At 56.1% G+C, this 24,044-nt stretch carries 28 protein-coding genes; 17 read left to right on the top strand and 11 right to left on the bottom strand.

All coding sequences use genetic code 11. From position 1 onward, the window contains the following. Window positions 1-20: 20 nt before the first annotated feature. On the top strand, window positions 21-527 hold the full coding sequence (locus tag O2N63_RS09330) for a GNAT family N-acetyltransferase (RefSeq protein ID WP_271053995.1): 507 nt from the start codon (window positions 21-23) through the stop codon (window positions 525-527). Window positions 528-587: 60 nt separating this feature from the next. On the opposite strand, the gene O2N63_RS09325 is transcribed toward O2N63_RS09330, so the two are convergent. Beyond that, window positions 588-875: a DUF1330 domain-containing protein gene (locus tag O2N63_RS09325; protein WP_271053994.1), complete on the bottom strand. Its 288-nt coding sequence runs from the start codon at window positions 873-875 to the stop codon at window positions 588-590. Between the two features lie 30 nt (window positions 876-905). Then, window positions 906-1,238, bottom strand: a complete 333-nt coding sequence (locus tag O2N63_RS09320) for a GYD domain-containing protein (RefSeq protein WP_271053993.1) — start codon at window positions 1,236-1,238, stop codon at window positions 906-908. A gap of 186 nt (window positions 1,239-1,424) precedes the next feature. On the opposite strand from O2N63_RS09320, the gene O2N63_RS09315 reads away from it, so the two are divergent. Continuing rightward, window positions 1,425-2,204 carry a hypothetical protein gene (locus tag O2N63_RS09315; RefSeq protein ID WP_271053992.1) on the top strand — a complete coding sequence of 260 codons (780 nt, stop codon included), beginning with the start codon at window positions 1,425-1,427 and terminating at the stop codon, window positions 2,202-2,204. 30 nt (window positions 2,205-2,234) lie between these two features. Next, on the top strand, window positions 2,235-2,552 hold the full coding sequence (locus tag O2N63_RS17560) for a cupin domain-containing protein (RefSeq protein WP_408629800.1): 318 nt from the start codon (window positions 2,235-2,237) through the stop codon (window positions 2,550-2,552). On the opposite strand, the gene O2N63_RS09310 is transcribed toward O2N63_RS17560, so the two are convergent. Then, entirely contained in the window at window positions 2,512-4,116 is a 1,605-nt protein-coding gene (locus O2N63_RS09310) for a divergent polysaccharide deacetylase family protein (protein WP_271053991.1), read from the bottom strand. The genes O2N63_RS17560 and O2N63_RS09310 overlap by 41 nt on opposite strands. Window positions 4,117-4,293: 177 nt before the next feature. On the opposite strand from O2N63_RS09310, the gene O2N63_RS09305 reads away from it, so the two are divergent. The 7 genes from O2N63_RS09305 (at window position 4,294) to lexA (ending at window position 10,171) form a co-directional block, all read left to right on the top strand. Then, the gene (locus O2N63_RS09305) at window positions 4,294-4,902 is read left to right on the top strand and encodes an anthranilate synthase component II (RefSeq protein ID WP_271054212.1); all 609 of its coding nucleotides are present in this window, start codon (window positions 4,294-4,296) and stop codon (window positions 4,900-4,902) included. Then, the gene (gene trpD, locus O2N63_RS09300; protein WP_271053990.1) at window positions 4,899-5,918 is read left to right on the top strand and encodes an anthranilate phosphoribosyltransferase; all 1,020 of its coding nucleotides are present in this window, start codon (window positions 4,899-4,901) and stop codon (window positions 5,916-5,918) included. Before O2N63_RS09305 ends, trpD begins: the two co-directional genes overlap by 4 nt. Before the next feature lie 155 nt (window positions 5,919-6,073). Next, window positions 6,074-6,712: a uracil-DNA glycosylase gene (locus O2N63_RS09295; RefSeq protein ID WP_271053989.1), complete on the top strand. Its 639-nt coding sequence runs from the start codon at window positions 6,074-6,076 to the stop codon at window positions 6,710-6,712. Between the two features lie 4 nt (window positions 6,713-6,716). Continuing rightward, a complete protein-coding gene (trpC, locus tag O2N63_RS09290) occupies window positions 6,717-7,520 on the top strand; it encodes an indole-3-glycerol phosphate synthase TrpC (protein ID WP_271053988.1) in 804 nt (267 codons plus the stop codon). A 9-nt stretch (window positions 7,521-7,529) separates the two neighbouring features. Further along, window positions 7,530-8,009 (top strand): cyclic pyranopterin monophosphate synthase MoaC, encoded by a 480-nt coding sequence (gene moaC, locus O2N63_RS09285; RefSeq protein WP_271053987.1) that lies wholly within the window; start codon window positions 7,530-7,532, stop codon window positions 8,007-8,009. 106 nt (window positions 8,010-8,115) lie between these two features. Then, window positions 8,116-9,288: a molybdopterin molybdotransferase MoeA gene (locus tag O2N63_RS09280; RefSeq protein ID WP_271053986.1), complete on the top strand. Its 1,173-nt coding sequence runs from the start codon at window positions 8,116-8,118 to the stop codon at window positions 9,286-9,288. Between the two features lie 178 nt (window positions 9,289-9,466). Beyond that, complete coding sequence (gene lexA / locus O2N63_RS09275) at window positions 9,467-10,171, top strand: transcriptional repressor LexA (RefSeq protein ID WP_271053985.1); 705 nt, start codon at window positions 9,467-9,469, stop codon at window positions 10,169-10,171. 71 nt (window positions 10,172-10,242) lie between these two features. Here lexA and phaR read toward each other — a convergent pair whose 3' ends face one another. The 3 genes from phaR to O2N63_RS09260 form a co-directional block, all read right to left on the bottom strand. Continuing rightward, window positions 10,243-10,803 (bottom strand): polyhydroxyalkanoate synthesis repressor PhaR, encoded by a 561-nt coding sequence (gene phaR, locus O2N63_RS09270; protein ID WP_271053984.1) that lies wholly within the window; start codon window positions 10,801-10,803, stop codon window positions 10,243-10,245. 163 nt (window positions 10,804-10,966) lie between these two features. Next, entirely contained in the window at window positions 10,967-11,410 is a 444-nt protein-coding gene (locus O2N63_RS09265; RefSeq protein ID WP_271053983.1) for a Phasin, read from the bottom strand. A 243-nt stretch (window positions 11,411-11,653) separates the two neighbouring features. Continuing rightward, the gene (locus tag O2N63_RS09260) at window positions 11,654-13,462 is read right to left on the bottom strand and encodes a PHA/PHB synthase family protein (protein WP_271053982.1); all 1,809 of its coding nucleotides are present in this window, start codon (window positions 13,460-13,462) and stop codon (window positions 11,654-11,656) included. A 171-nt stretch (window positions 13,463-13,633) separates the two neighbouring features. Between O2N63_RS09260 and phaZ the strand changes: the two genes are divergently transcribed. Continuing rightward, complete coding sequence (gene phaZ, locus O2N63_RS09255) at window positions 13,634-14,992, top strand: polyhydroxyalkanoate depolymerase (RefSeq protein ID WP_271053981.1); 1,359 nt, start codon at window positions 13,634-13,636, stop codon at window positions 14,990-14,992. Window positions 14,993-15,077: 85 nt separating this feature from the next. On the opposite strand, the gene O2N63_RS09250 is transcribed toward phaZ, so the two are convergent. The 3 genes from O2N63_RS09250 to O2N63_RS09240 are packed head-to-tail and all read right to left on the bottom strand — an operon-like array spanning window position 15,078 to window position 17,565. Beyond that, window positions 15,078-15,788 (bottom strand): alpha/beta fold hydrolase, encoded by a 711-nt coding sequence (locus tag O2N63_RS09250; RefSeq protein ID WP_271053980.1) that lies wholly within the window; start codon window positions 15,786-15,788, stop codon window positions 15,078-15,080. Between the two features lie 44 nt (window positions 15,789-15,832). Beyond that, window positions 15,833-16,822 carry an alpha/beta hydrolase gene (locus tag O2N63_RS09245; RefSeq protein ID WP_271053979.1) on the bottom strand — a complete coding sequence of 330 codons (990 nt, stop codon included), beginning with the start codon at window positions 16,820-16,822 and terminating at the stop codon, window positions 15,833-15,835. After that, a complete protein-coding gene (locus tag O2N63_RS09240; protein WP_271053978.1) occupies window positions 16,819-17,565 on the bottom strand; it encodes an alpha/beta fold hydrolase in 747 nt (248 codons plus the stop codon). The genes O2N63_RS09245 and O2N63_RS09240 overlap by 4 nt, the downstream gene beginning before the upstream one ends. A 165-nt stretch (window positions 17,566-17,730) precedes the next feature. On the opposite strand from O2N63_RS09240, the gene thrS reads away from it, so the two are divergent. The 5 genes from thrS to O2N63_RS09215 all read left to right on the top strand — a co-directional run bounded on the left by thrS (window position 17,731) and on the right by O2N63_RS09215 (window position 22,778). Then, complete coding sequence (thrS, locus tag O2N63_RS09235; protein ID WP_271053977.1) at window positions 17,731-19,677, top strand: threonine--tRNA ligase; 1,947 nt, start codon at window positions 17,731-17,733, stop codon at window positions 19,675-19,677. Window positions 19,678-20,130: 453 nt separating this feature from the next. Beyond that, window positions 20,131-20,433: a BufA1 family periplasmic bufferin-type metallophore gene (locus tag O2N63_RS09230; protein ID WP_271053976.1), complete on the top strand. Its 303-nt coding sequence runs from the start codon at window positions 20,131-20,133 to the stop codon at window positions 20,431-20,433. 139 nt (window positions 20,434-20,572) lie between these two features. Further along, window positions 20,573-21,454 carry an MNIO family bufferin maturase gene (gene bufB / locus O2N63_RS09225; RefSeq protein ID WP_271053975.1) on the top strand — a complete coding sequence of 294 codons (882 nt, stop codon included), beginning with the start codon at window positions 20,573-20,575 and terminating at the stop codon, window positions 21,452-21,454. Next, the gene (locus O2N63_RS09220; protein ID WP_271053974.1) at window positions 21,451-22,227 is read left to right on the top strand and encodes an HvfC/BufC N-terminal domain-containing protein; all 777 of its coding nucleotides are present in this window, start codon (window positions 21,451-21,453) and stop codon (window positions 22,225-22,227) included. Before bufB ends, O2N63_RS09220 begins: the two co-directional genes overlap by 4 nt. 2 nt (window positions 22,228-22,229) lie before the next feature. Next, window positions 22,230-22,778: a DoxX family membrane protein gene (locus tag O2N63_RS09215; RefSeq protein WP_271053973.1), complete on the top strand. Its 549-nt coding sequence runs from the start codon at window positions 22,230-22,232 to the stop codon at window positions 22,776-22,778. Window positions 22,779-22,840: 62 nt separating this feature from the next. Here the strand turns inward: O2N63_RS09215 and O2N63_RS09210 are convergent, their stop codons facing one another. Together O2N63_RS09210 and O2N63_RS09205 are read right to left on the bottom strand one after the other, a co-directional pair. Continuing rightward, window positions 22,841-23,197: a hypothetical protein gene (locus O2N63_RS09210; protein WP_271053972.1), complete on the bottom strand. Its 357-nt coding sequence runs from the start codon at window positions 23,195-23,197 to the stop codon at window positions 22,841-22,843. A gap of 34 nt (window positions 23,198-23,231) precedes the next feature. Further along, window positions 23,232-23,567 carry an arsenate reductase family protein gene (locus O2N63_RS09205; protein WP_271053971.1) on the bottom strand — a complete coding sequence of 112 codons (336 nt, stop codon included), beginning with the start codon at window positions 23,565-23,567 and terminating at the stop codon, window positions 23,232-23,234. 253 nt (window positions 23,568-23,820) lie between these two features. Between O2N63_RS09205 and O2N63_RS09200 the strand changes: the two genes are divergently transcribed. After that, a complete protein-coding gene (locus O2N63_RS09200; protein WP_271053970.1) occupies window positions 23,821-24,027 on the top strand; it encodes a cold-shock protein in 207 nt (68 codons plus the stop codon). The last annotated feature ends 17 nt before the right edge of the window (window positions 24,028-24,044 follow it).

Here is a 24,044-nt window from a genome sequence, read left to right as displayed (position 1 = left end):
TCTACTTAAAGGAGCTTTTCATGTTGAAAATTACAGACCCGAAAACGCCGGACCAGCTTGATGCGGTCCGGCGTCTTTGTTGGGAGTATCACGCCTTTCTGCGCGCCCTCAGCCCCTTTGACGCCAAGATTGTAGACGCGGTCTACCCCGCTGAGAAATATCAGCAGTTGATCGAAAACCTTGAACAGGAACATGCTCCTCCCACAGGTGCCATACGCTTGGCCCTGAATGGCGATGAGGTTGTAGGCTGCGGCATGTATTACCCCTTTGCCCCGGACACTGCTGAGATCAAACGGGTCTACGTTACCGATGCCGCGCGGGGCACGGGCGCGGGTTATGCGATCATGAAATCCCTGATCGATACGGCCCGCACATCAGGGTACAAACGCATCCTGATGGACACGTCAAAGCCACTGGAATCTGCCCAGAAACTATATTTTTCCATGGGATTTAAAGCGCGTGGTCCTTATCAGGACGTGCCAGAAATCGCCGCCGGGCATCTCCTGTTTTTCGAGATGAAATTGTAACCCCTTCCTCTTGCCATGAAATATCCCGGGGTGAGCGCAAAGCGCGAGGGGCAGCGCCCCTTACAATCCCGTCACCAGCACAAGATCGGTTTGCGAAATCTTTTCACGCACGCGCCGTGCCGCTGAATAGGCCGTGCTGTCGTAAAACGCCTGAGCCACTTCGGGGCTTTCAAACTCGATCAACGTGACCAACCCACGCGCGCCCCCCTCGCGATAATCCGCATCTGGATCGCGCGCCAAAATCTTGCCGCCATAATCCGCAATCGCTGCACCGGAGAGGCGTTTGAATTCCTCAAACGCCTCGGCGTCATGCACACGGATATTGGCAATCAGATAGCCCTTTGCCATCGCCCCCTCCTTTTCCTGATGTGGCTTTGATTACCCCCCAACCGGACGATAGGCCGCCCGTGCAGCTCCAGCTGCTTTCATTGCCGCCATAGCCTCATCCTGTGTCATCAGTTTGGTGGTCGAGCCTGCCGACATGGTGCCCGATGCCCCGACGACAAGCGCACAGGTCGCCATGACCTCGTCACTTGGCGCCTCGATCAGGGCGATCACGTCGTCTTCACCAAAGGCGAAAAACAAATGATGCAGCTTGCCCCCAAGCGCGGCAATCATCTCGCCTGCGGCTTTTTCCCGGTCCTCGGGATTATCAACAAGAGATTTCAATGCAGCATTGCTGTATTTGCCGCGGAACAAATAATAAGACATGAGAAGCTCCTTTTTTTTGAAGAAAGGATAGATCTCCGCCAGCACCCTGCCCCTTCGGTCCTGCCCCACTATCATACCACAGCCCCCCGTCAGGGTCAGCCTGACCAGTTGATCAGCCTAGATCACAATCCCTCACACCTCGCGGAACCCTGTTGTGCAACCACCGATCCCTCGTAAACTCCGCGCATGAGTTTTGTGACCACCTATCAGCTGCATCTGCTTCTGTCCCTGTTCCTGCTGGGCTGCATTGGCACCCTTTTTCTGTTTCGCAAACCTCCGGGTCACAGAGCGTGGTTGCTCGCAGATCTGGTCTGGGTTGTGCTTGGCGGCATGGGAGCACTGGTTGCGATCATCGCCGGACTATACACCGCGGACAGTTCGCGACTCGACCGGCAGATCGACCTCGCATATGCGGCAACTTCTGATTTTGATCAGGATGCGGCGCGGTTTCGTCTGCGCTATTGCGATCAGGGAATTTCCCCGAAGGTGGCCGTCCTTTGTGAAAAGATTGAATACCTTTCCGCGTCCACCGCCACCAATGCCGAATTGCCGCTTTTCATCGAAGTAACCCAAGAGGTGGCGCCGCTGACCGGCCTCAGCCTATTGGTGAGCGACCACACACAAAGGGCGCGACAGGATATGAAGGATATGGTCGCCAAGGCGGATGCGTTCGACATTGAACGATTTCTGGTGTTCGCCTCTCGGGACATGGAGACCGATGCAGCGGTCACCGCGTTGCGCCCTGACGAACCAGCCATTGCTGGCGATTTCCAAGTCCTTGCGCAAAGTTATGACACTCTGATTGATCAAGTTGGGAAGTTACAGGAGGAATGGAAATACCTGCAGGAGAATGCCCATATTCTGGTGCTGCAAATCCTTGCCCTTTGCCTCGTTAGCTTTGCCGCCCCCTTCCGTCTTGGAAAATCGATGGTAGAGCTTCGGTCAAATCTGACCAGCCGCTCGTGACCGCATATCTTACCTGTTGAAAACCGACACATGATTGCCGGGGACCAGAGCCATTTGCACAGGATCAGTGCCACCGAGACCTGGCTTTACCATTCCAGGGCACCGTTGGTCCTGTCTCTGCCTGAAACGTATAGGGGTCCTGCTCGCGGCTACATTCTCAGGCCCGACATCGTCAAAGGGCACATGGCGCAAATCATCGCATCAAAAGCTCGCAGGCACTCAGCGCGGGTGACGCAGGAGATTTTTCGTGCAGGGACGTTCTCAGGTAAGCGCGTTCACTCGGCGAGTGGGCAACGTGCCTTTCTCCTCAATCACCAAGCAAAACCGCACTCGCAGGCGCCAGTGTAACCGTCGCCGCACGGTTGCCCAAACTCCAGGCGATTAGCGCCTGTAGGGTTTCCGGACGAGCCCGGGCATAAACGATCACCCCTCCGCCGCTCTGACGGGATTTGAAGGCCGCATTGTCCATAAAGCGGCCAATGGCACGGGCATTCTGGCCAGCCCCATCCACATCACGGAAGATCACACCAGCAGGCACCCCCGCCTTTAGGGCCAACCGGTGTCCGGTGCTCAACCCTTTCGGATGGCTGATCAGCCCATGGCCTGAAGCGACAAGGATCGCAGCGATCTGTTTGGCCAGATCAGAGTTTTCCTGAAACCCGCTGTCAATTGCCATCAACACGGCGCTGCCCATATTCATAATGTCTGACTGGACTTGAAAATTCACTTCCGCATCGACCGGAGTGGAATTGGCAGGAAGCCCAGCTTCCACAACGACTTCGGCCCCAGCAGCACGGTAGCGGGCGATGGCCTCTGCGGCATCTGGCGCATTGGCCTCAACCACAAAAGTGACTGGAAATGGCAATGCCGACAGGTCACCAAGTGCAGTCTGAGCTCCACCTTCATCCTTCAGGAGAATGGCAAGGGTGGGCAGATCTTCTACCGGTGTGAAGGGCACAGAATTCCGGATAATAGCCAATGGAGATTGCGATGTAACCTCGGTGGATATCTCAGCAGTTTGGGTGTCGCCTTGCTCTTCCCCCTCGTCACTTCCGATGCTGGGCAACCGGTCTGTGGTCACATTGGGGGCCAGATCCCCAATCGGAGCGACGGGATCACTTTTGATGCCAGAACGCTCTGTGGGGTTCGGATCTGCTTCGACCTCTGATGCACCCTTGCTTCCCTCATCAACTGAAACATCTGGACTGGGAGGGGACACCTCATCCTGCTCCACCTCGGGAAGCGGATCAGGGGCGTCCAGCGACGCGATTGGAACCTCTGGCATAGCTGCCCCATTGGCAGGCTGGTCGGTAGGTGTCGGCAGATCAGGTATTGATTCGATCTGTGGGAGCTGCGCCAATTGATCCGAAACGGGCGGCATGGTCTCTGGGCTGCTTTCTTCCACGGATGCAGCGGGCCCGGCAGGAAGCTCAATTGGCGCCGGATCCAGCACCGTCATTTCCGGTGCGACGGGCGCAGCTTCAGAAGATCCCGCGTCATTCTGGATTTCGGCGGCTGGCAAGGAAGGTGCGGTGTCTGCGGTGTCCGGTGCAACCAGCGGCGCGGGATCGGCGTTTGGATCTACCATGCTCGGGGCGGGATCAGGTTCGACACCTGTCTCCGCTTCGGCTGTTTCCGCGTCGGTTGCCTCCCCGTCGGGAGCCTCCACTGTTGCGATATCCTCCACAGGATCAGGATCTGTTTCAGCGTCAGCTGGCGCAACGATGCTATCTTCCGGAGACGCCGTTTCAGGCGGGGTGGGCAAAGGTTGGGTTTCAGTTGCCGATGCCGGCATCACTTCAAGCTGCCCCGAAATATTCTCCGGTGGCTCGGTCGTGATCGACAGAATCGCAAGCCCCAAACCGGAGACAACGGCCCCTACGGCCGCTCCTGACAGAAACCCTCGTGACATACGTGCTCTCCTCGAACATCACCAGACGATCTGCACAGCTTCTGTGCAATTTTCACCGTCTTGCCTCATCCAGTCCAGATGCCCCCCTTGACCAGAGAGGCAGGTCTGGAACATGTATAGCCGGATGGGATGCGAGCGTAACCCCCGTTGCGCCGCCAAATGTGGAAAGGCCAGCTGATGATCCTGCTGATCGACAATTATGACAGCTTTACCTACAACCTTGTCCATTATCTGGGCGAAATGGGGGCCGAGGTCGAGGTTTGGCGCAATGACGCCCTGAGCGTGGACGAAGTGCTGGCGAAAAAGCCGCAGGGGATCCTGTTGTCACCCGGCCCGTGTGATCCGGATCAGGCAGGGATCTGCCTTGAGCTGACCGCTGCTGCAGCCAAGGCCAAGCTGCCGCTATTGGGGGTGTGTCTTGGCCATCAGACCATCGGTCAGGCCTTTGGCGGCAAGGTGGTGCGCGCGGGCGAGATTGTTCACGGCAAGATGGGCACGATGCATCACGCAGGCAAAGGCGTGTTCGAGGGACTGCCCAGCCCGCTGGAAGCCACCCGCTACCACTCGCTAATCGTGGATCGTGAAAGCCTCCCGGAATGTCTCGAGATCACCGCGTGGTTGGAAGACGGCATGATCATGGGTCTGCGCCATAAAGAGCTGCCGATCGAAGGGGTGCAGTTTCACCCGGAAAGCATCCGCTCAGAGCATGGCCATGCCATGCTCGCCAATTTTCTGAAAACCGCGGGGGTAAATGTGAAACCTCTTGCCAAAGGGGACGCCGCATGAGTGACCGCATCAAACCGCTGATTGCTGCCGCTGCTGACCGATCGCTGACGCGTTCGGAAGCGGAAGAGGCGTTTGACATCCTGTTCGAGGGCGAAGCCACGCCAAGCCAGATCGGTGGGTTTCTTATGGCACTGCGCACCCGTGGCGAAACGGTCGAGGAATATGCCGCAGCCGCTGCTGTGATGCGCGCCAAATGCCGTCCGGTGAAGGCGCCAGATGGGGCGATGGACATCGTCGGCACCGGGGGCGATGGCAAAGGCACCCTGAACATCTCTACCGCCACCGCCTTTGTGGTGGCCGGTGCGGGTGTGACTGTGGCCAAACATGGCAATCGCAACCTCTCGTCCAAATCGGGCGCTGCTGATGCGCTGACCGAAATGGGCGTGAATGTGATGGTCGGGGCCGATGTAGTGGAAGAGGCCCTGCGCGAGGCAGGTATTGCATTCATGATGGCCCCCATGCACCACCCAGCGATTGCCCATGTGATGCCGACGCGGGCCGAACTGGGCACACGTACCATTTTCAATATTCTCGGGCCGCTCACAAACCCGGCGGGTGTCAAACGGCAACTGACTGGCGCGTTTTCCCGTGAGCTCATCCGCCCCATGGCCGAAACACTCGGATTGCTCGGGTCGGAGAAGGCCTGGTTGGTGCATGGCTCTGATGGCACCGACGAATTGTCAATTGCCGGGGTGAGCTGGGTCGCAGCATTGGATAATGGTGCGGTGAGTGAATTTGAGGTCCACCCCGAAGAAGCAGGCCTGCCGGAACATCCCTTTGAAGCAATCATGGGGGGGGAGCCTGCGGAAAACGCCAAGGCGTTCCGCGCTCTTTTGCAAGGTGAGACATCCGCCTATCGCGACGCGGTTTTGCTGAATGCGGCGGCGGCTTTGGTTGTGGCGGACAAGGCATCCAACCTTAAAGATGGGGCAGCGCAGGCTGCTGAAAGCATCGACAGTGGACAGGCTCTGAAGCGGATCGAAATGCTGGCGCAGATCACGTCCAAAGAAAGATAAAGGCACAGGCTTCTTGGCGACCCAACTGTCAGGAGGCCCAAAAAAACCAGAAAACTAGTTTTCTAGTTTTCTAGTTTTCTAGTTTTCTAGTTTTCTAGTTTTCTAGTTTTCTTCGAAATGCGCCCTACACCGGCCCTGTCAAGACAAAGCGCCCCATGCCTCACATCCCTTCAAATTGGTCCGATCTGCCATTCTTTACGGAGGATTGGCCCGCCATTAACAAAGCGCTCAACGCCGACCCGCGCGAAATCCTTCCTCCAAAAGATCGTCGCTTCGCTGCCCTGAACGCTGCTCGTCCAAATGATGTGCGGGTGGTGATCCTCGGCCAGGATCCTTACCCCACTCGCGGACATGCCAACGGATTGGCCTTTTCGGTTGAACCTGATGTGCAGCCCTTGCCCCGTTCCCTGAAAAACATCTACAGCGAGTTGGAAACCGATCTCGGCATCCTGCGCCCGAATGGCGACCTGTCGGATTGGGCACAACAGGGCGTTTTGCTCCTCAACACTGCCCTGTCTGTTCCGGCGGGTGAGGCGAACGCCCATCAGAAACTGGGGTGGGACAGGTTGGTGTATCAGGTTCTGGATCGAGTCTCTGGACGCCCGACTGCCTTCATCCTCTGGGGCAACAATGCTCAGAAGCTAGAGCGACACATCCGGCCCGGCCCGCATCTGATCCTGAAAACCGCTCACCCCTCGCCCCTCTCGGCCCGGCGCGGTTTTTTCGGCTCACGCCCGTTTTCATCCGTCAATAATTGGCTTACAGATCAGGGCCAGACCCCAATAGCATGGTGAACACATGACCCAGACCGTTCTCGACAAGATCAAGGCTTACAAGCTGGAGCATGTGGCCGACTGCAAGGCCCGCCGCCCGATTGCCGAAGTCGAGGCCGCCGCGCGCGAGGCTTCCCCCACCCGTGGGTTTGCGAACGCCCTCTTCGAGGCCTCGAAAACCGGTTATGGGCTGATTGCAGAAGTGAAAAAAGCGAGCCCCTCGAAAGGGCTTATCCGCCCTGATTTCAATCCGCTCGAAATTGCCAAGGCTTATGAAGCTGGTGGAGCCACCTGCCTTTCCGTGCTCACCGATGGGCCGAGCTTTCAGGGCGCAGACGAGTTCCTCGTGGCGGCCCGTTCCGCCGTCTCACTTCCTGCCCTGCGCAAGGATTTCATGTATGATACCTATCAGGTGGCCGAGGCGCGTGCGCTGGGGGCCGATTGCATCCTGATCATCATGGCCTCAGTCTCTGATGCTCAAGCACAAGAGCTTGAAGACGCGGCCTTTTCCTGGGGTATGGATGTCCTGATCGAGGTGCATGACGAGGCAGAGTTAGAACGAGCCGTGGCGTTGAAATCTCCGCTTCTCGGTGTGAACAACCGAAACCTCAAGACATTTGAGACCACACTCGACACCACGCGCCGACTGTCGAAACTGGCCCCGGACGACCGTCATCTGATCTGCGAAAGTGGGCTTTTCACCCCGCAGGATCTGGCCGATATGGCCGAATACGGCGCCCGCACCTTCCTGATTGGCGAAAGCCTGATGCGTCAGGATAATGTCGAAGCCGCCACCCGCGCCCTTCTTGCCAACCCTGTACCTGCTTGAGGTATCACCATGTCTGACAGCCCCCTTACTCATTTCGACGCCGACGGACAGGCCCATATGGTGGATGTGTCCGACAAAGCCGTGACTGACCGCATGGCGCTGGCCGAAGGGTTTGTGAAAATGACCCCGGAAACGCTGGCGCTGATCACCGATGGCACCGCCAAGAAAGGTGACGTTCTGGGCGTGGCGCGACTTGCGGGCATCATGGGCTGCAAGCAGACATCAGCCCTGATCCCGCTCTGCCACCCGCTGCCGATCACCAAGGTTGCGCTGGAACTGGAACCGGCACCCGACCTTCCCGGCGTGCGGATCACCGCCACCGTCAAGACCGGCGGGCAAACGGGTGTGGAAATGGAAGCGCTCACCGCCGTTTCCGTTGCTGCGCTTACCGTCTACGATATGCTTAAGGCGGCAGAAAAAGGGATGGAAATCAAAGATATCCGCCTTCTTCGCAAGGAAGGTGGCAAGTCGGGTGTGTATGAACGCTAAAACATCAAATTTGATGTAGTTCAAGGAAGTCAGACGCAAAACCTGCCAGTTCGGATCCTGCCCGCAAATCCATCCGGCGGGACCAATTCAACCACGAGGCCATATCATGATCCCCGTCACCGAAGCGCTGGCAAACCTGTTTTCACTTGTTGATCCGCTGGACACGGAAGACGTCCCACTGGCCCAGGCAGCCAACCGTGTGCTCGCTTCGCCAGTTACTGCAACCCGTCAGCAACCTCCTTTCGCCGCCTCTGCAATGGATGGCTACGCCGTGAACGGGGTAGAAGCCGACCCGGAGGCGATGTTCCGCGTGATCGGTGAAAGCGCGGCTGGCCACGGGTTTGATGGCAAGATCGGCGCGGGCCAATGCGTGCGTATTTTCACCGGCGCCCCGATGCCGGAAGGCGCAGACCGGGTGATCATTCAAGAAGATGTGACGCGCAAGGGCGATCTGATCACTCTTGCGCGCAAGCTCGATAAAGGACCACACGTTCGCCCTGCAGGCGCAGATTTCGCCGTAGGCGATCAGGTTGAGGCTCCTTTGGTGCTTACCCCAGCGCATCTTGCACTGATCGCCGCCATGAACGCACCAAAAGTGACGGTGCGACGCAAACCCGTTGTTGCGCTGATGGCCACGGGGGATGAATTGGTCATGCCCGGTGAAGATCCCGGCCCCGATCAGATCATTTCCTCCAACACGTTTGGCCTGAAAGCCATGATCGAAGAAAACGGGGGCGAAGCACGGATGTTGCCGATCGCACGGGACAATCGAGACAGCCTTCGGATGGCCTTTGATCTATGTGAGGGGGCAGATTTGATTGTGACCATTGGTGGGGCGTCTGTTGGTGATCATGATCTTGTCGGAGCTGTAACCGAAGAACTTGGCATGGCCCGCAGCTTTTACAAAGTGGCGATGCGCCCAGGCAAACCCCTAATGGCCGGCAAACTTGGCGAAACCCCGGTGATCGGACTGCCTGGCAACCCGGTCTCTGCAATGGTCTGCGGTCACGTGTTTCTGGTTCCTGCGCTACGCGCCATGCTGGGGCTTGGGAAGTCAGCGGCACCCCGCCGCACAGCCGCCCTTGCAGAGCCTATTGCCGCCAATGGGCCGCGTGAACATTACATGCGCGCCATGGTCACAAACGGAATGATTACCGCTTGCAATCAACAAGATAGCGCCCTTTTGTCGGTGCTCGCCGGGGCAAACGCACTGCTCATCCGCCCGGTATCTGATGACGCACAAGCGGCAGGTAGCAAGATGGAATATTTGCCCATTTAGTAACTTTGTTTGCGTCGCCTTTGCCGTGTTAACCAAATTATTACCTTTTGTTGACACAAAAAGAGAACATGGGTAGAACAGAGATTGAACGTCATTGAAAAATCAGGACGTTGGGGTCGTGTGTTTACACTGCCCACACGGGGGAATGCGCCCCCAGCGACAACGGAGGTAAGAGCAGATGCTGACCCGTAAACAATTGGAACTTCTTGGCTTTATCCACAAGCGCATCCAACGTGACGGCGTTCCACCAAGCTTTGACGAGATGAAAGAGGCGCTGGACCTGCGCTCAAAGTCCGGCATTCACCGCCTGATCACTGCACTTGAAGAACGTGGCTTCATTCGCCGTCTCGCCCATCGCGCGCGGGCGATCGAGATTGTAAAACTGCCCGAGACCATGGAAAGCGGGGGCCACGCCGGATTTGAACCGAAGGTGATCAAAGGTTCTCGTCCTGAGACACCGCCCGCCGCGGTGCCGCTGGAAGGTGCCAGCACGCTTGGGATCAGTGACCTTCCGCTATTGGGACGGATCGCCGCCGGTGTGCCGATCGAGGCCATCACCGATGGGGCGCAGCATGTCTCGGTTCCTCAGACCATGCTGGGCCACGGGGGGCACCACTATGCTCTTGAAGTCAAAGGGGATTCCATGATCGACGCCGGCATCAACAATGGCGATGTCGTGGTGATCCGTGAAGCCAGCGACGCTCAGAATGGCGAAATTGTTGTGGCCCAGGTCGAAGGATATGAAGCAACGCTGAAACGCTTTCGCAAGACCAACGGGATGATTGCGCTGGAGGCTGCCAACCCGAATTACGAGACCCGGATCCTGCCTGAAGGGTCTGTCAAAGTGCAGGGCAAACTGGTGGGGTTGATCCGCACCTATTGATCTTGTCCAACTCAGATCAAGATAGTCAAAAGGGAGGCGTTTCGCCTCCCTTGTTCATTCTTTCAGAGAATTCAGCTTAGTCCTGACAACTTCTTTTGAAGCTCTGCCAATTGCTTTTTGATTTCATCCAGCTCTTCTCCTTTGCCACCGTCAGAAGCTTCTTCTTCGGTTGACGACGGAGTAGAACCAGCGGCAAAACCGCCCATCACGGCTTTCAGGAAGGCCTCTTGCTGCGCCTGCATAGCATCCAGCCCAGGCATATTGGCCATCGGATGCCCCATGGTACCCAGGTTTTCCATCATCTGGGATTGGCCATCACGCAGCATTTCAAAACTGGCAGCCAGGAACTGCGGCACCACGCTTTGCGCCTGCGTCGAGTACGAGCGAACGAGATCGGTCAATACGTCAACGGGCAGAACATTCTCTCCCCTGCTTTCGTGTTCCGCAATGATTTGAAGCAGATACTGCCGTGTCAGGTCATCCCCGGACTTCAGGTCGATGATCTGAACATCACGCCCTTCGCGAATAAAACCCGCAATGTCGTCCAATGTCACGTAATCGGACGTCTCGGTGTTATACAAGCGCCGGCTGGCATAACGTTTGATCAGCAGCGTATCTTCTTTTTGTGCCATGTTTCCTCCCCGGGCAGCATTGTGCTGCACTGCAAAAACCCTATGACAGGCGCAGCATCATTGGCAAGCCCATTGACCACTGGATCAAAAACAAGAAAAGGGCGCGCCAATGGCACGCCCCTTGGGAAACGCCGGGGGGAGGTCCCGGCTCAATGATCCCGAATTACTTGGCAGTAGCTTTTTTGGTCGCTTTCTGCACTTCGTCAGTGGCTTTCTTGACAGCAGCCTGAGTTTCTTCACCCAGATCCTTGCCAGCGGCCAGCATCAGTTCAACAGTTTCAGCCTGAACTTTCTTGGCAACTTCAGCGAAAGCGGCCAGGTTTTCAGCAGCCAGTTCAGCTTGAGCCGAAGCGAAGTCGGTGACAGCTTTCGAGTAGTCAGCAGCTTCTTCTTTGGCTTTGGTCACGTCACCCATTTTGGTCAGGGTTTCTTTGGTCCATTTGGTCGAGATCTCGGCCGATTTGTCGGCAGCTTGCAGAGCCACTTTCGAGAATTTCTCACCCAGTTCAGCCTGGCTCTTGAAAGCGTCCTGAGCAACGGTCATGTCAACCGGGAAAGCACCCAGTACGTCTTGGAACATCTTGGTGAAGTCTTGAGCCTTAGTCATTGGTCATCTCCGAATGTTGCGGCCGCCGGGAGGATTGAGGAGGAGGAGCGGCCAATTGCTATACTGTTTCCGCATCTGCGTCGCATCTGGCTCTGATCGTTTGGCCATTCCGCTTCGCTGCGTCTGCAAACAATATGTATGCTGCGCTGCAGCAAATCAAGTTTTTTCTGCACTGCAGCATAAAAAAATAAAACTGCTGAATATCAATGCCTTACAGGGACTTCACCCCCACCACCTCACCAATCAGCCTTTTTTGCGAGAGGCCACAACATAGGTACCCGGCGCTGGAGCCAAGACATCGTGAGTCGAATCACCGGGGACCCGAGCCGCGACTTTCTTACCCGATCTTTTCGCCAGCCATTTGTCCCAACGTCCCCACCATGACCCTTCATGGAAGCTTGCACCTTCCATCCAGTCAGCCGCGCTTTCCGGCCAATCTTCATTGGTATAATGGCCATATTTCTTTTTGTGGGGCGGGTTCACGATCCCGGCGATGTGGCCGCTTTCGGATAAAATGAACGTGCGATCCTTCGACCCTGTTTTGCGCATACTGCTATATGAACTTTTCCACGCTGCAATATGATCGGTTTCACAGGCGATGGCACAGATCGGCACATCGACTTCCGCAATGGACAGATGTTCGTCGAGCAGCTTGAAATCACCATTGGCAAATTCATTTGCCTGGCAAAGCCCCCGTAGATATTCAACCGTCATCTTGGCTGGCAGGTTGGTGCTGTCACCATTCCAATAGAGCAGATCAAAAGCCGGAGGTGTTTTACCAAGCATGTAACTGTTGATCGCCGGACCATAGACTAGGTCGTTGGCCCGCAGGAACGAAAACGTGCGCGACATGAAGAAGCTGTCGAGATAGCCTTTTTCACGTACTTCCTCTTCAATCCCATCAACAAAATCATCGTCAAGAAACACACCAACTTCACCCTGATCTTCGAAATCGGTAAGCGTTGTGAAGAAGGTGGCAGAGTTAATGGACGTATCGCCGCGTTTTTTCATCAAAGACAGGGTCAGGGACAAGGTCGTGCCGGCAATACAGTAGCCCACCACATTCACCTTTTTCTGCTTGGTGATCTTTTTCACCTGCGTAATCGCTTCCAAATACCCTTCTTCAATATAGGTCCCCAATCCAACGTCACGATGGCGATCATCCGGGTTCACCCAGCTGACAACGAACAGGGTATACCCCTGATCAACGATCCATTTGATCAGGCTGTTCTGTTCTTTCAGGTCGAGGATATAGAATTTGTTGATCCAGGGTGGAAAGATGATCAGCGGGCGGGCATGAACCTGCTCCGTAGTGGGCGCATACTGGATCAGCTCCATCATGCGGTTGCGATAGACCACGCTGCCTTTGGTGGTGGCAATATTGCCACCTACTTCAAAAGCGCTCTCATCCACCAGTTTTACTAACAGCTCGCCATCATTGGCTTCGAGGTCATTGACCAGGTTTTCAAGCCCATCAACAAGCGACCGCCCCTCGGTTTCAATTGCACGTTCCATCGCATCCGGATTTGTGGCCAGATAATTGGTCGGGCTCATCAGATCGACAATCTGCTGGGTGAAAAACTCCAACTTGCGCTTATCCCGATCGTCCAGTCCTTCAACGTCGGCCAGACCGTCTTCAATCGTTTTTGCGGTGATCTGATATTGCTGCTTGAGGTAATTGTAATAGGGGTGGGAATCCCAGAGCGGGTTGGAGAACCGACGATCTTTGACCCCGGAATTTTCCGGCACCTTCAACTCGCCTTCCTTCATTCCTTCTGCAAGTGCTTGCTGAGCTTCCATCGCGTGTTGCAGGCTTTTGCCCCAATAGGCAACCTGCTGCTCAATCAGCTTCGCAGGATTGCTCATTATCTCGTTCCAATAGGCCGTCGAGGCCTTGGTCAGGAAATCCTCCCCCGGCACCTGCAGATTTTGGCGCACTCCTTTGCGTCCGGCTAGAGCGGCCGATAACCGTGCTGACAACGTCTCAATCCGGGCAAGATTTTCGTTCAATTCACTCAACTCATGGCCAGGATTTTTTTGATCGGTTGTCATAAGGCAAATTCCTCTCTATCTTATTTCGCAGGTGCAGCATTTTCAAACTAGCAGAGCGACATCGTCGCGGCCCTGCTAATTTGGCAATGCTGCGTTGTTAATACTGCATATATTTATGACTATGCGGTAACACGACGGAAGAATGCAAAGGGTAATTGAAGGGACAGTTGAATGCGGTATATGGCGACCTATGATCTGATGGAGACCTTGCGCAACACCAACCAATGGTTGGGCGCAACGGCAGCTGCCATGGGGTCCTACCCGGCAACCGCTCTGGTTCCGAACCCGTTCTTTCAGATGTTGGCCGCTTGGGGCGATGTCACCGAACGTACCTTTCATCGCATGACCGTGAAGCCAGACTGGGGGATTACTTCAGTCGTGACCAAAGATGGCCGTGAACGTCTGGTCGAAGTTGAAAAGCTCGTTGAGCGCCCTTTCGGGGATCTGATCAAGTTCAACGCCGTTGGGCGCGCACCGCGTGAACGTCGTATCCTTCTCGTGGCCCCGATGTCGGGCCACTATGCCACACTGCTGCGTTCCACGGTCAACAGCCTACTGCCTGACGCGGATGTCTATATCACCGACTGGCACAATGCCCGCGATATCCCGGTGTCGGAAGGCAAGTTTGATATCGAAGACTATACTCTTTATCTTGTTGATTTCATGCGCCATCTTGGGCCTGACATCAACGTGGTTGCGGTCTGCCAGCCCGCCCCGCTGACCCTTGCCGCAACGGCCTATCTCGCTGAGCTCGATCCAGAAGCGCAGCCCCAGACCCTCACCCTGATTGGCGGCCCGATCGACCCGGACGCCGCTGCCACCGACGTGACCGATTTTGGTCGCCGCGTCACCATGGGGCAGCTTGAAGAAACAGCGATCCAGCGGGTTGGTTTCAAATATGATGGGGCCGGACGCATGGTATATCCCGGGCTTTTGCAATTGGCCGGTTTCATGTCGATGAACGCCGAGATGCATTCCAAGGCATTTACGGATCAGATCATGCGCGTGTCCAAGGGTGAGGCTTCGGATCACGACAAGCACAACAAATTCTATGATGAATATCTGGCTGTGATGGACATGACTGCGGAATTCTATCTTTCAACCGTCGAGCGCCTGTTCAAGGACAGCGAAGTGGCGCGAAATGAATTTGTGGTGGACGGACATAAGATCGACCTCGGAGCGGTCACCGATGTGGCGGTGAAAACTGTCGAAGGGGCCAAGGATGACATCACTGCACCGGGGCAATGCATTGCAGCATTGGACCTGCTGACAGGCCTGTCAGATGACAAGAAAGCCAGCCATGTCGAGCCAGGCGCTGGCCACTATGGGATTTTTGCGGGCAAAAGCTGGCGCAACAATATCCGCCCGATGGTTCTGGAATTCATTGATCAGAATACTGGGCGCCACGCAGAGCAGGCTGAAAAGAAAAAAGCCCAGAAAACCAAAGCCAAGCCGCTGACAAAACCCGCCAAGAACAAGAAACGGGAACCGATGAAAGAGCCTTCTTTGCCGACTCGGATCCCGGTCTAAGTCACCGACATGAGAATGTCCCAGCGGGAATAAAAAAAAGGCGCCTCTGGGCGCCTTTTCTGTTTGGTCCTCACAATATTGAGACCTACCGCAATTCCAACGGCATCTGCATCCATGCCCTCAGCCCGATCGTCACTTCTTTTGGGGCCTCAAGCGTTGGCATATGCCCCGCATTGGGAAGGATCACCAGTTCGGCACTGGGGATCAGTTCCGCCATGGTTTCATGGCGTTTGGGTGGGGTCAGGCGATCATGCGCACCGCACAGCACCATGGTCGGAATTTTCAGACGTTGCAGGGCCCGTTGCGCATCTGGGCGCCGTTGCAGGGCACGTTGTTGCCGGATAAAGATCTCTGCCCCAAATCCCTGCGCCATGTCTTGCAACAATGCCAATATCTCGCCCTGCCCTTCACCTGGTGCAAGCGTCTCGGGTGTAACCTCCTCTGCCAGTGCCTCAGCCAACTGCCCAGTCTGTGCGCGGATAATCAAAGGTTCACGCCAGGCCGCTTGCGCAGGAGTGTCCGGCAGCGCGGATGTGGATAGCAGCGCAAGACGCGACACCCGTTCAGGGGCCCGTCGCGCCACTTCCATCGCCACAATTCCCCCCATCGAATGCCCGGCCAATGCAAACCGCTCGGGCGCTTGCTCCAACACAAGCGCGGCCATGTCGCGTATGGTTTCACCATGAGCAATGCTTGCGATCTGAACCGCAAACTCGCGCGACAACTCATTGATCTGCGGTGTAAAGACCCGTGCGTCGCACATCATCCCCGGCACCAGAACCAAAGGTTCCTGCATTCGCTCACCTCTTCCCCTATTTTGTGAGGAAATTACTGCCCGTCTTACGATTCACCTGCAAGCGGCAAGCGACCGATCCAATGCAATATCCCCTGAACCGCGTCCTCTGTGCCACCCGGCGACAGGATATTTCCGGCAATCACATGATTATATGGGTCGATCCCCTCGCCTGGGGCTACTTCGGTAACTTCTACCGTCCCACCCCATTTTGTCGCAACACCACGTGCTGCAGCGGCATCCACCACTTGATCTTGCGGCGAGAAATAAAACAGAGCCGGGATCTTTACCCCAGCATAATCCGCCTCCCGTGCGGCCTGCACCAAGGCGGCCATTGGAAACAAAGCCGCGGATGGATAGCGTTGCGTCCAGTGCTTTGCGTGATCCTCATTCTGAGGGGCAAATTCGCGGGTCTCACCGGCCAGCAATGGCAGCCAGTATCGTGCCCCCGGCCATGTCAGAAGCCGGGCCAATCCCGCCTTGATGCGGAAGTTTGGCGAAACGAAAACCACACCCGCAACATCGCGCGACATCTCAGGATCCTGCGCCATCATCGCTGCAAGGGTCCCCCCGGTGGACGTGCCGATCACCACGACCCGTTCCCCGAGTGTGCGACCGATGGCCATGGCTTCAGCCATATCAATCATCCAGTCATTTACCACAGGGCCTGCCATCGCATCCCCACCGCGCCCATGGCCCGCGAGACGTGCAAAATAGAGGTTGGCGCCCAGATCCGCAGCAATCCGATCCGGCACGGGCCGGATTTCTTCGGAACTGGCGGAAAACCCATGAACATAGACAATCGACAGCGGGGTTTTCACACCCGCTTCCCCGCTCCAGACAACCCGTTTCTCGGCGCCTGCTTCCAGATCATCAAACACGGCCTCACGATCAGCAAGATAGCTGTCCACGTCCGATCCCAACATGGCCTCATCAAATGGTGCATCAAGCGCTACGGACTCATACGGACCAATCCAAATGGCAACTCCAATCAGCCCTGCGAGAAAAACTATGAAAGTACCCAGTCGCCGCATCATCCTGCCCTCATCATTACCACCAGCGTCATTTTTTGTATAAGGTCGAGGCATTCCGAGGTCGAAAAGCGATGATCTGCACCTTTCACGAGGGTCAGACGAATATCTCCGCCCTCAACATGTTCCAAAAGTTTGATCGCCTGGGACGTTGGAACGGCCTCATCCTCGGTCCCTTGCAGGAAGCGTACCGGCATGTCGAGTTTTAGCGGCGACCGCAACACCATGTTCTGGCGCCCATCTTCGATGAGATGTTTGGTGATGATGTAATCTTCGTCATAGTCGGATGGCAGCGTCAGAAAGCCTTCTCGCTCCATTTCCGCTTTCTGCGCGTCCGTGAACCTGGCCCAATAGCCATCTTCGGTGAAATCCGGGGCAGCCGCGATGGTGACGAGTCCAACAACGCGATCAGGTCGAGCGCGCGACAAAAGCAGCGATTGCCAGCCCCCCATGGACGACCCCACAGCGATGATCGGGCCGTCGATCAGGGTGTCAACTACGGCGAGTGTATCCTCATGCCAATCACCGATGCTGCCCTCAACAAATGCGCCCGAGCTTTGCCCGTGCCCGGAATAGTCAAAGCGCAGAAACGCATATCCCTTTTCCTGCGCCCAGGCCTCCAACGCGACCGCCTTGGTTCCCTCCATGTCGGATTTCAATCCCGACAGAAACAGGATGGTCGGCCCCTGCCCTTCAGTCTTATTGTAGGCAATCCGACGGTCCTGAGACGTGTCGAGAAATTCCACCATTTCTGCGCTCCTCATGCTGTGCATTGCGCAAACCATAATCGGTCGAACCCCAAGGGCAATCCCATTTCCGCATTGACATGGGGGTAGCCTCGGGGGAAAACGCGCCATAGACATAACCCGCAACCGGGCGTTCCGTGGGCGCCAAAACGACGAGGAGCTAGGCTGATGAGCCAGATTTCCCTTACTTTTCCTGATGGCAATGCGCGTGAGTTTGACGCAGGTGTGACCCCTGCTGAGATCGCCGCCGGCATTTCCAATTCACTGGCAAAAAAAGCCATTTCCGCCACTGTAAATGGTGCCCATTGGGATCTGCAGTGGCCGATCAATGAAGACGCCGAAGTCGCCATTCACACAATGAAAGATGCAGACCAGGCGCTGGAGTTGATCCGTCACGACTTTGCTCACGTCATGGCGCGTGCGGTGCAAGAAATCTGGCCGGATGTGAAGGTCACCATCGGGCCGGTCATTGACAACGGCTGGTACTACGATTTTGACCGCGAAGAGCCGTTCACGCCCGAAGATCTGGGCGAGATCGAAGCCAAGATGAAAGAGATCATCAACAAACGCGATCCGGTCACCACCGAGATCTGGGAACGTGACCGTGCGGTGAAGTTCTATGAGGCCAACAACGAGCCTTACAAGGTCGAGCTGATCGAAGCCATTCCCGGCGACGAGCCGCTGCGCATGTATTGGCACGGCCATTGGCAGGATCTTTGCCGCGGTCCGCACCTGCAACACACCGGTCAGCTGCCCGCCGACGCGTTCAAACTGATGTCCGTGGCTGGCGCCTATTGGCGCGGTGATTCAGATCGCGCGATGCTGCAGCGGATCTATGGTGTCGGCTTCCAGAACAAGGAAGGCCTGAAGAAACACCTGCACATGCTGGAAGAGGCCGCCAAGCGCGACCACCGCAAGCTGGGCAAGGAAATGAACCTGTTCCACATGCAGGAAGAGGCTCCGGGGCAGATTTTCTGGCACCCGAACGGCTGGACCATCTACACCCAGCTGCAGGATTACATGCGTCGCCAGCAGATCAAAGGCGGCTATGTCGAAGTGAACACCCCGCAGGTAGTGGACCGCCGACTCTGGGAGGCTTCGGGCCATTGGGACAAGTATCAGGAGCACATGTTCATCGTTGAGGTGGACGAAGAGCACGCCCGCGAAAAATCCGTGAATGCGCTCAAGCCAATGAACTGCCCATGCCATGTTCAGGTCTATAACCAAGGTCTGAAATCTTATCGCGACCTGCCGCTGCGCATGGCCGAGTTCGGTTCGTGCAACCGTTACGAACCGTCAGGTGCGCTGCATGGGATCATGCGGGTGCGTGGCTTTACCCAGGACGATGCGCATATTTTCTGCACCGAGGCGCAGATCGAGGAAGAAACCAAACTCTTCATCGAGTTCCTGTCGGACATCTACAAGGACCTCGGCTTTGAAAGCTTCTCGGTCAAATTCTCCGACCGTCCTGAGAAACGCGCTGGCAGTGATGAAGTGTGGGACAAGTCCGAAGCCGCTCTGATGGCGGCGACCAAGGCCGCTGGTTGCGACTTTGACCTCAACCCCGGCGAAGGCGCTTTCTACGGACCAAAGCTCGAGTTTGTGCTGACCGACGCCATTGGCCGTGACTGGCAATGTGGCACGCTGCAGGTGGATTTTGTTCTGCCTGAACGACTGGACGCCAATTACATCGGTGAAGATGGTGCCAAGCACCGTCCGGTTATGCTGCACCGTGCAACGCTTGGCTCGTTCGAACGCTTCATTGGCATCCTGATCGAGGAACATGCAGGCAAACTGCCGTTCTGGATCGCCCCGCGTCAGGTGGTGGTCGCCTCAATCATTTCGGACGCTGACGATTACGTGCATGAGGTTGTTGCCAAGCTGAAAGCACAAGGCATCCGCGCCGAGGCCGACATCCGCAACGAGAAGATCAACTACAAGGTCCGCGAACATTCCGTGGGCAAGGTGCCGGTCATTCTCGCCTGCGGTATGAAAGAAGTAGAAGAGGGCACGGTGTCGATGCGCCGTCTGGGCGAAAAGCATTCTAAAGTGCTGCCGTTCGAAGAGGTGGCCGAGGCGCTGGCCAAAGAGGCCACCCCCCCTGACCTCGCCTAACACCCTGTTCTTTGTTAGTGAAAAAGCCGGAGCATGATGCTCCGGCTTTTTTATTTTCCCATAAAGGTTTGGGACTGCGCTGAATGCCCTTTGGACAATTGGTCACAAACTTCACGAAATGCGTGATCACGGTAACGCATGAATAGTTTGCACCTGAAACATATCCCTGTTTTTCACAATTATTACGTTGCCACTGACATAAGAACACATATGCAACACCTCTGTGCCTCTCTCGTTAAGCGTTGTTTTTATGTAATATTTCCCAATCACCGCCTTCCGCCAGATCACGGTTCCGTGAATAAAAAACGCCTAGTTAATAACGCCCCCGTGACTAACGTCCTCGTGAGTGGAGAGCTTGGGTCAGGCCGCCTAACTTTTCTTTACCGGCCTCGAGCAACCAACTCAGCACAGCGCGTGGCACGGAACGAGTTTAAAACCTGAAAGGAAGTACACATGTCGAAAGCAAAAACCATCGCCGTTCTGGGTGCCGTATCCGCAGCCGTCGCCGCAAACGCAACCGCCGCCCTTGCTGATGGCGATCAGGAAAAATGCTTCGGTGTTTCGCTGGCTGGTCAAAATGACTGCAAAGCTGGCCCCGGCACCACCTGCGCTGGTTCGTCAACTGTGGATTACCAAGGCAATGCCTGGAAACTGGTCCCGGCCGGCACCTGCGAAACCATGGAAATCACCGATGCTTCAGGCAAGATGATGAAAGGTTCGCTGACCGAAACCGAAATGAACCTGCCGGCGTCATAAGACACTTTGCGGGCCCTGCCCGCTCATTTTCAGGGTCGGCCCTGCCGTAAAACCGGGCCGACCCATTCTCGAATTTTCACACACAGCTGCTTGAACGGATGGAGTTTCACCCCAACGCCCAAGCCACCAGGAGCTTTTAATGCTGGACACATCTCCAAAATCTGGTCCCAAAAAGGCCCTGCCCAATTCTGTAGGTGTTGGTTACAAACCACAGCATTACAACGATTTGATGGAAGATCCTGGCGCTGTCACCTGGCTTGAGATCCACGCCGAAAACTACATGGGCGACGGTGGAAGGCCCCTTGCACAACTGAAACATCTGTCAGAGCGTTTCCCGATATCGGTCCATGGTGTGGGCCTGTCAATCGGTGGAGAGAGCCAGCTGGACCCCGAACATCTGGCACGCTTGAAGAAACTTGTTGATTGGCTGAACCCTGCAAAGTTTTCCGAACATCTTGCCTGGTCCACCCATGACAGCCAGTTCCTGAACGATCTGCTGCCACTACCATATACAAATGACACGCTTGCCCGTGTAACCCGCCATATAAACGAAGTGCAGGAATTCCTTGGCCGCAAGATGCTCTTGGAAAATCCCTCCTCTTATCTGGCCTTTGCGGAAAGCACCTGGTCCGAGCCCGATTTCATCCGCGAGATCGCTCGTCGTACCGGTTGCGGCCTGCTTCTTGACGTGAACAATGTCTTTATCTCTGCCACCAATCTCGAATTTGATCCGCGCGCCTATATCGACGCCTACCCGCTTGAACTGGTGGAGGAATTTCACCTTGCTGGTCATGACGAGGATGCCGACGAGCTTGGCCGCAAACTCTTGATCGACAGCCATGGCAAACCCGTCGATGAACCGGTTTGGGCGCTGTTTGATTACGTGGTAGCCAAAGGGGGCGCACGCCCTGCTCTGGTGGAATGGGACAATGATGTGCCAGAGTTTCCAGAATTGGAAGCCGAAGCTGCCCATGCCACAAACCACTTGGCCGCTGCCTCAACACGGCAGGTGCCCGCATGAATATTGATGTGAAACCCAAATCATCCGAGGTCAGCCAAACCGCGTTTCGCACAGCAATGCTCGACCCCAGCACCCCCGCCCCCGAAGGGCTGGTCAATCCAGATGGATTGCAGGCCGAAAAACGCTTCGATGTTTATCGCAATAACGTGGCCCATTCTCTGGCCACCGCGCTGGCCGAGGGGTTTCCGGTTCTGGTCAAACTTCTGGGCGAAGAGTTCTTTCGCCAAATGGCGCTGGTTTATCTGCGGATCCATCCACCATCCTCGCAAATGATGATGCATTATGGCGCCGCCATCCCCCAGTTCCTCGTGGGCTTCCCCGGTACGGTACACCTGAAATACCTGCCCGATGTGGCCAAGCTCGAACTCGCCTTGCGCCGCGCCTATCACGCGGGTGACAGCGAGGCGATTGATCCTGTGAAACTGACCGCGCTAAGTCAGGCTGACTTGATGGATGCACGTCTCACCCTCGCACCCGCGGTCGAGATCCTGCGATCCGATTTTCCAGCGCTTTCGATCTGGGAATACAACATGCAAGACGGTCCATCGCCGGTAATGTCACCCGAAGACATCCTGATTTCGCGCAAAGGGTTTGATCCGATTGCGCAACGTCTGCCAATGGGCGGCGCAACTTTCGTCGAAGCGCTTTTGAAGGGGAGCACCTTCGGCACGGCTCTGGGTCTAGCCACATCAGAAGTGGCCGATTTCGACCTAACCATAACGCTGGGCGCGCTCTTTGCCGGGCACGCCATCATCAAGATCGATAGGGGATAACGATGAACGTTCTTGTAACTATGCACAATTTACCGGCCGAGAAGGTCGAGAACCTCGCCCCGGCGATACTGCCGCTCATGGCCAGATTCACTTTTGCCGCCACGCTGGCAGGTTATTTCTGGGCCTCGGCCATGACCAAACTCGGCGACGGGATTTTTGGCGTGTTCAGCCCCTCGCTGGGCGCCTATGCGCAGATTTTCCCCAAGGCGATGGAAGCCGTGAACTATAATGCCAGCGAGCTTAGCGCGTTTCACACGCTGGTCGTGATTGCAGGCACATTGGCCGAGTTCATTCTGCCGCTCCTGTTGATCATTGGCCTGTTCACTCGCCTCGCAGCAGTGGGCATGATCGGCTTTGTCGTGGTGCAAACGCTCACCGATCTTTTTGGTCATGACGCCCTTCAGCATCCCGAAACACTGGGCGCGTGGTTTGACCGCATCCCCGACAGCCTGATCCTTGATCAGCGCCTCTTCTGGATGGTGGTGCTGATCACCTTGGTGATCAAAGGGGCCGGACCATTGTCAGCCGATCGTTTCCTAAAGCTGCGTTAACGCCTCACCCTATATGTACCAAGTACCCCGCCCCGTCTGTCCCGACGGGGCATTTTTTTTACTCAATGCGAATCGGGTTTGATAGCTGCAATTGCCAAAATCCCCCCAAGCCCCGCCAGTGCAATTGGGAACATGGTAAAGACGCCATAGCCAAAGGCGAAATACATGCCTGCCGCCGAGGCCAGCAGCAATACTCCGCCGATTTGCGCCACCGACCGAGCCATGGCCCCACCGGCCAGCGCCAGCAGAGGCGCAATCAGCGCAAAAGCGCGCACGCGGGCCGGGTGATCCACCTGCTCCGCCAGATCCGGCAGCTCCCCAAACCGGTCGATCAGCTCGGTATAGCCATACCCGAAAAACCCGACGACCATCCCCCAGATCCCGGCGATGATCCCCAAAACCAATGCAGCGTTGCGCATATACTCACTCCTCTTTGCGTTAGGAGATAGGGGGTCAGCTGGCCGTGTCCAACCACAGGGCGCTTGTTTTCTTGTCCCAACCCAACGTCAACTGATCCCCTTTTTCAACAACTGGACGCTTCATAAGCGTCGGGTAAGTCGCCAGAAGTAAAAGAGGATCCCCTGCCCGCTCGTCCTCCGACAGGCCGCGCCAGGTGGTTGAACGCTTATTGACCAATGCCTCTCCGAACACCCCATGAAATCGCGCCAGATCTTCGGGCGCAACACCATCTGCCCGCACATCCGTCACATTCAGATCATACCCAGCAGCCACCAAAGCCTTCTGCGCCTTCTTGCAGGAATCGCAGTTTTTCAAACCCCAGAACCGCATCATGCCCCTCCTGTCATTTTTTTGTCACGTTTTGTGTTCAAACTTGCCCCGTTATGGGCGCTGATGATTGCAAGAACAAGACAGACAGACAGGAACAATTGCAGGAAAGCCTTGATTTTCCCTTCGCGACAGGCCATGTGAGTTCTGTACGACAGACTATCTTCCGCCTTCTCACTACGCAGTCGGTAAGTTCAAGACTGCGCTACCAGGGTCACCGCATGTTGTGGGTGGCATAAATTAGGAGAATACGGAAATGGCTTCAGGCACCGTAAAATGGTTCAACAGCACTAAAGGCTACGGCTTCATTCAACCCGACGACGGCGGCGCAGACATCTTTGTGCACATCTCGGCCGTTGAGCGCGCCGGCCTGCGTGAACTGCAGGACAACCAAAAAGTCAACTACGAGCTGGAAACCGGCCGTAATGGCAAAACCTCTGCTGCCAACCTCGAGCTGGCCTAAGAGGTTTCCCGCTTAGG

This window comes from Aliiroseovarius salicola (genome assembly GCF_027891095.1).
Lineage (GTDB): Bacteria > Pseudomonadota > Alphaproteobacteria > Rhodobacterales > Rhodobacteraceae > Aliiroseovarius > Aliiroseovarius salicola.
The sequence above is the reverse complement of the archived record's forward strand: the minus strand, read 5'-3'. Positions and strand labels throughout refer to the sequence as shown.

Excerpts from the sequence above, each read along its gene's own strand:
- O2N63_RS09220 (WP_271053974.1), top strand. The coding sequence starts at position 21,451 with ATGAATATTGATGTGAAACCCAAATCATCCGAGGTCAGCCAAACCGCG.
- O2N63_RS09280 (WP_271053986.1), top strand. The coding sequence starts at position 8,116 with ATGATCCCCGTCACCGAAGCGCTGGCAAACCTGTTTTCACTTGTTGAT.
- O2N63_RS09260 (WP_271053982.1), bottom strand. The coding sequence starts at position 13,462 with ATGACAACCGATCAAAAAAATCCTGGCCATGAGTTGAGTGAATTGAAC.
- O2N63_RS09325 (WP_271053994.1), bottom strand. The coding sequence starts at position 875 with ATGGCAAAGGGCTATCTGATTGCCAATATCCGTGTGCATGACGCCGAG.
- lexA (WP_271053985.1), top strand. The coding sequence starts at position 9,467 with ATGCTGACCCGTAAACAATTGGAACTTCTTGGCTTTATCCACAAGCGC.
- O2N63_RS09310 (WP_271053991.1), bottom strand. The coding sequence starts at position 4,116 with ATGTCACGAGGGTTTCTGTCAGGAGCGGCCGTAGGGGCCGTTGTCTCC.
- trpC (WP_271053988.1), top strand. The coding sequence starts at position 6,717 with ATGACCCAGACCGTTCTCGACAAGATCAAGGCTTACAAGCTGGAGCAT.
- O2N63_RS09215 (WP_271053973.1), top strand. The coding sequence starts at position 22,230 with ATGAACGTTCTTGTAACTATGCACAATTTACCGGCCGAGAAGGTCGAG.
- moaC (WP_271053987.1), top strand. The coding sequence starts at position 7,530 with ATGTCTGACAGCCCCCTTACTCATTTCGACGCCGACGGACAGGCCCAT.
- bufB (WP_271053975.1), top strand. The coding sequence starts at position 20,573 with ATGCTGGACACATCTCCAAAATCTGGTCCCAAAAAGGCCCTGCCCAAT.
- O2N63_RS09265 (WP_271053983.1), bottom strand. The coding sequence starts at position 11,410 with ATGACTAAGGCTCAAGACTTCACCAAGATGTTCCAAGACGTACTGGGT.
- thrS (WP_271053977.1), top strand. The coding sequence starts at position 17,731 with ATGAGCCAGATTTCCCTTACTTTTCCTGATGGCAATGCGCGTGAGTTT.
- O2N63_RS09320 (WP_271053993.1), bottom strand. The coding sequence starts at position 1,238 with ATGTCTTATTATTTGTTCCGCGGCAAATACAGCAATGCTGCATTGAAA.
- O2N63_RS09315 (WP_271053992.1), top strand. The coding sequence starts at position 1,425 with ATGAGTTTTGTGACCACCTATCAGCTGCATCTGCTTCTGTCCCTGTTC.
- O2N63_RS09240 (WP_271053978.1), bottom strand. The coding sequence starts at position 17,565 with ATGGTGGAATTTCTCGACACGTCTCAGGACCGTCGGATTGCCTACAAT.
- O2N63_RS09305 (WP_271054212.1), top strand. The coding sequence starts at position 4,294 with ATGATCCTGCTGATCGACAATTATGACAGCTTTACCTACAACCTTGTC.
- O2N63_RS09330 (WP_271053995.1), top strand. The coding sequence starts at position 21 with ATGTTGAAAATTACAGACCCGAAAACGCCGGACCAGCTTGATGCGGTC.
- phaR (WP_271053984.1), bottom strand. The coding sequence starts at position 10,803 with ATGGCACAAAAAGAAGATACGCTGCTGATCAAACGTTATGCCAGCCGG.
- trpD (WP_271053990.1), top strand. The coding sequence starts at position 4,899 with ATGAGTGACCGCATCAAACCGCTGATTGCTGCCGCTGCTGACCGATCG.
- O2N63_RS09200 (WP_271053970.1), top strand. The coding sequence starts at position 23,821 with ATGGCTTCAGGCACCGTAAAATGGTTCAACAGCACTAAAGGCTACGGC.
- O2N63_RS09250 (WP_271053980.1), bottom strand. The coding sequence starts at position 15,788 with ATGCAGGAACCTTTGGTTCTGGTGCCGGGGATGATGTGCGACGCACGG.
- O2N63_RS09205 (WP_271053971.1), bottom strand. The coding sequence starts at position 23,567 with ATGCGGTTCTGGGGTTTGAAAAACTGCGATTCCTGCAAGAAGGCGCAG.
- O2N63_RS09295 (WP_271053989.1), top strand. The coding sequence starts at position 6,074 with ATGCCTCACATCCCTTCAAATTGGTCCGATCTGCCATTCTTTACGGAG.
- O2N63_RS09245 (WP_271053979.1), bottom strand. The coding sequence starts at position 16,822 with ATGATGCGGCGACTGGGTACTTTCATAGTTTTTCTCGCAGGGCTGATT.
- O2N63_RS17560 (WP_408629800.1), top strand. The coding sequence starts at position 2,235 with ATGATTGCCGGGGACCAGAGCCATTTGCACAGGATCAGTGCCACCGAG.
- O2N63_RS09210 (WP_271053972.1), bottom strand. The coding sequence starts at position 23,197 with ATGCGCAACGCTGCATTGGTTTTGGGGATCATCGCCGGGATCTGGGGG.
- O2N63_RS09230 (WP_271053976.1), top strand. The coding sequence starts at position 20,131 with ATGTCGAAAGCAAAAACCATCGCCGTTCTGGGTGCCGTATCCGCAGCC.
- phaZ (WP_271053981.1), top strand. The coding sequence starts at position 13,634 with ATGCGGTATATGGCGACCTATGATCTGATGGAGACCTTGCGCAACACC.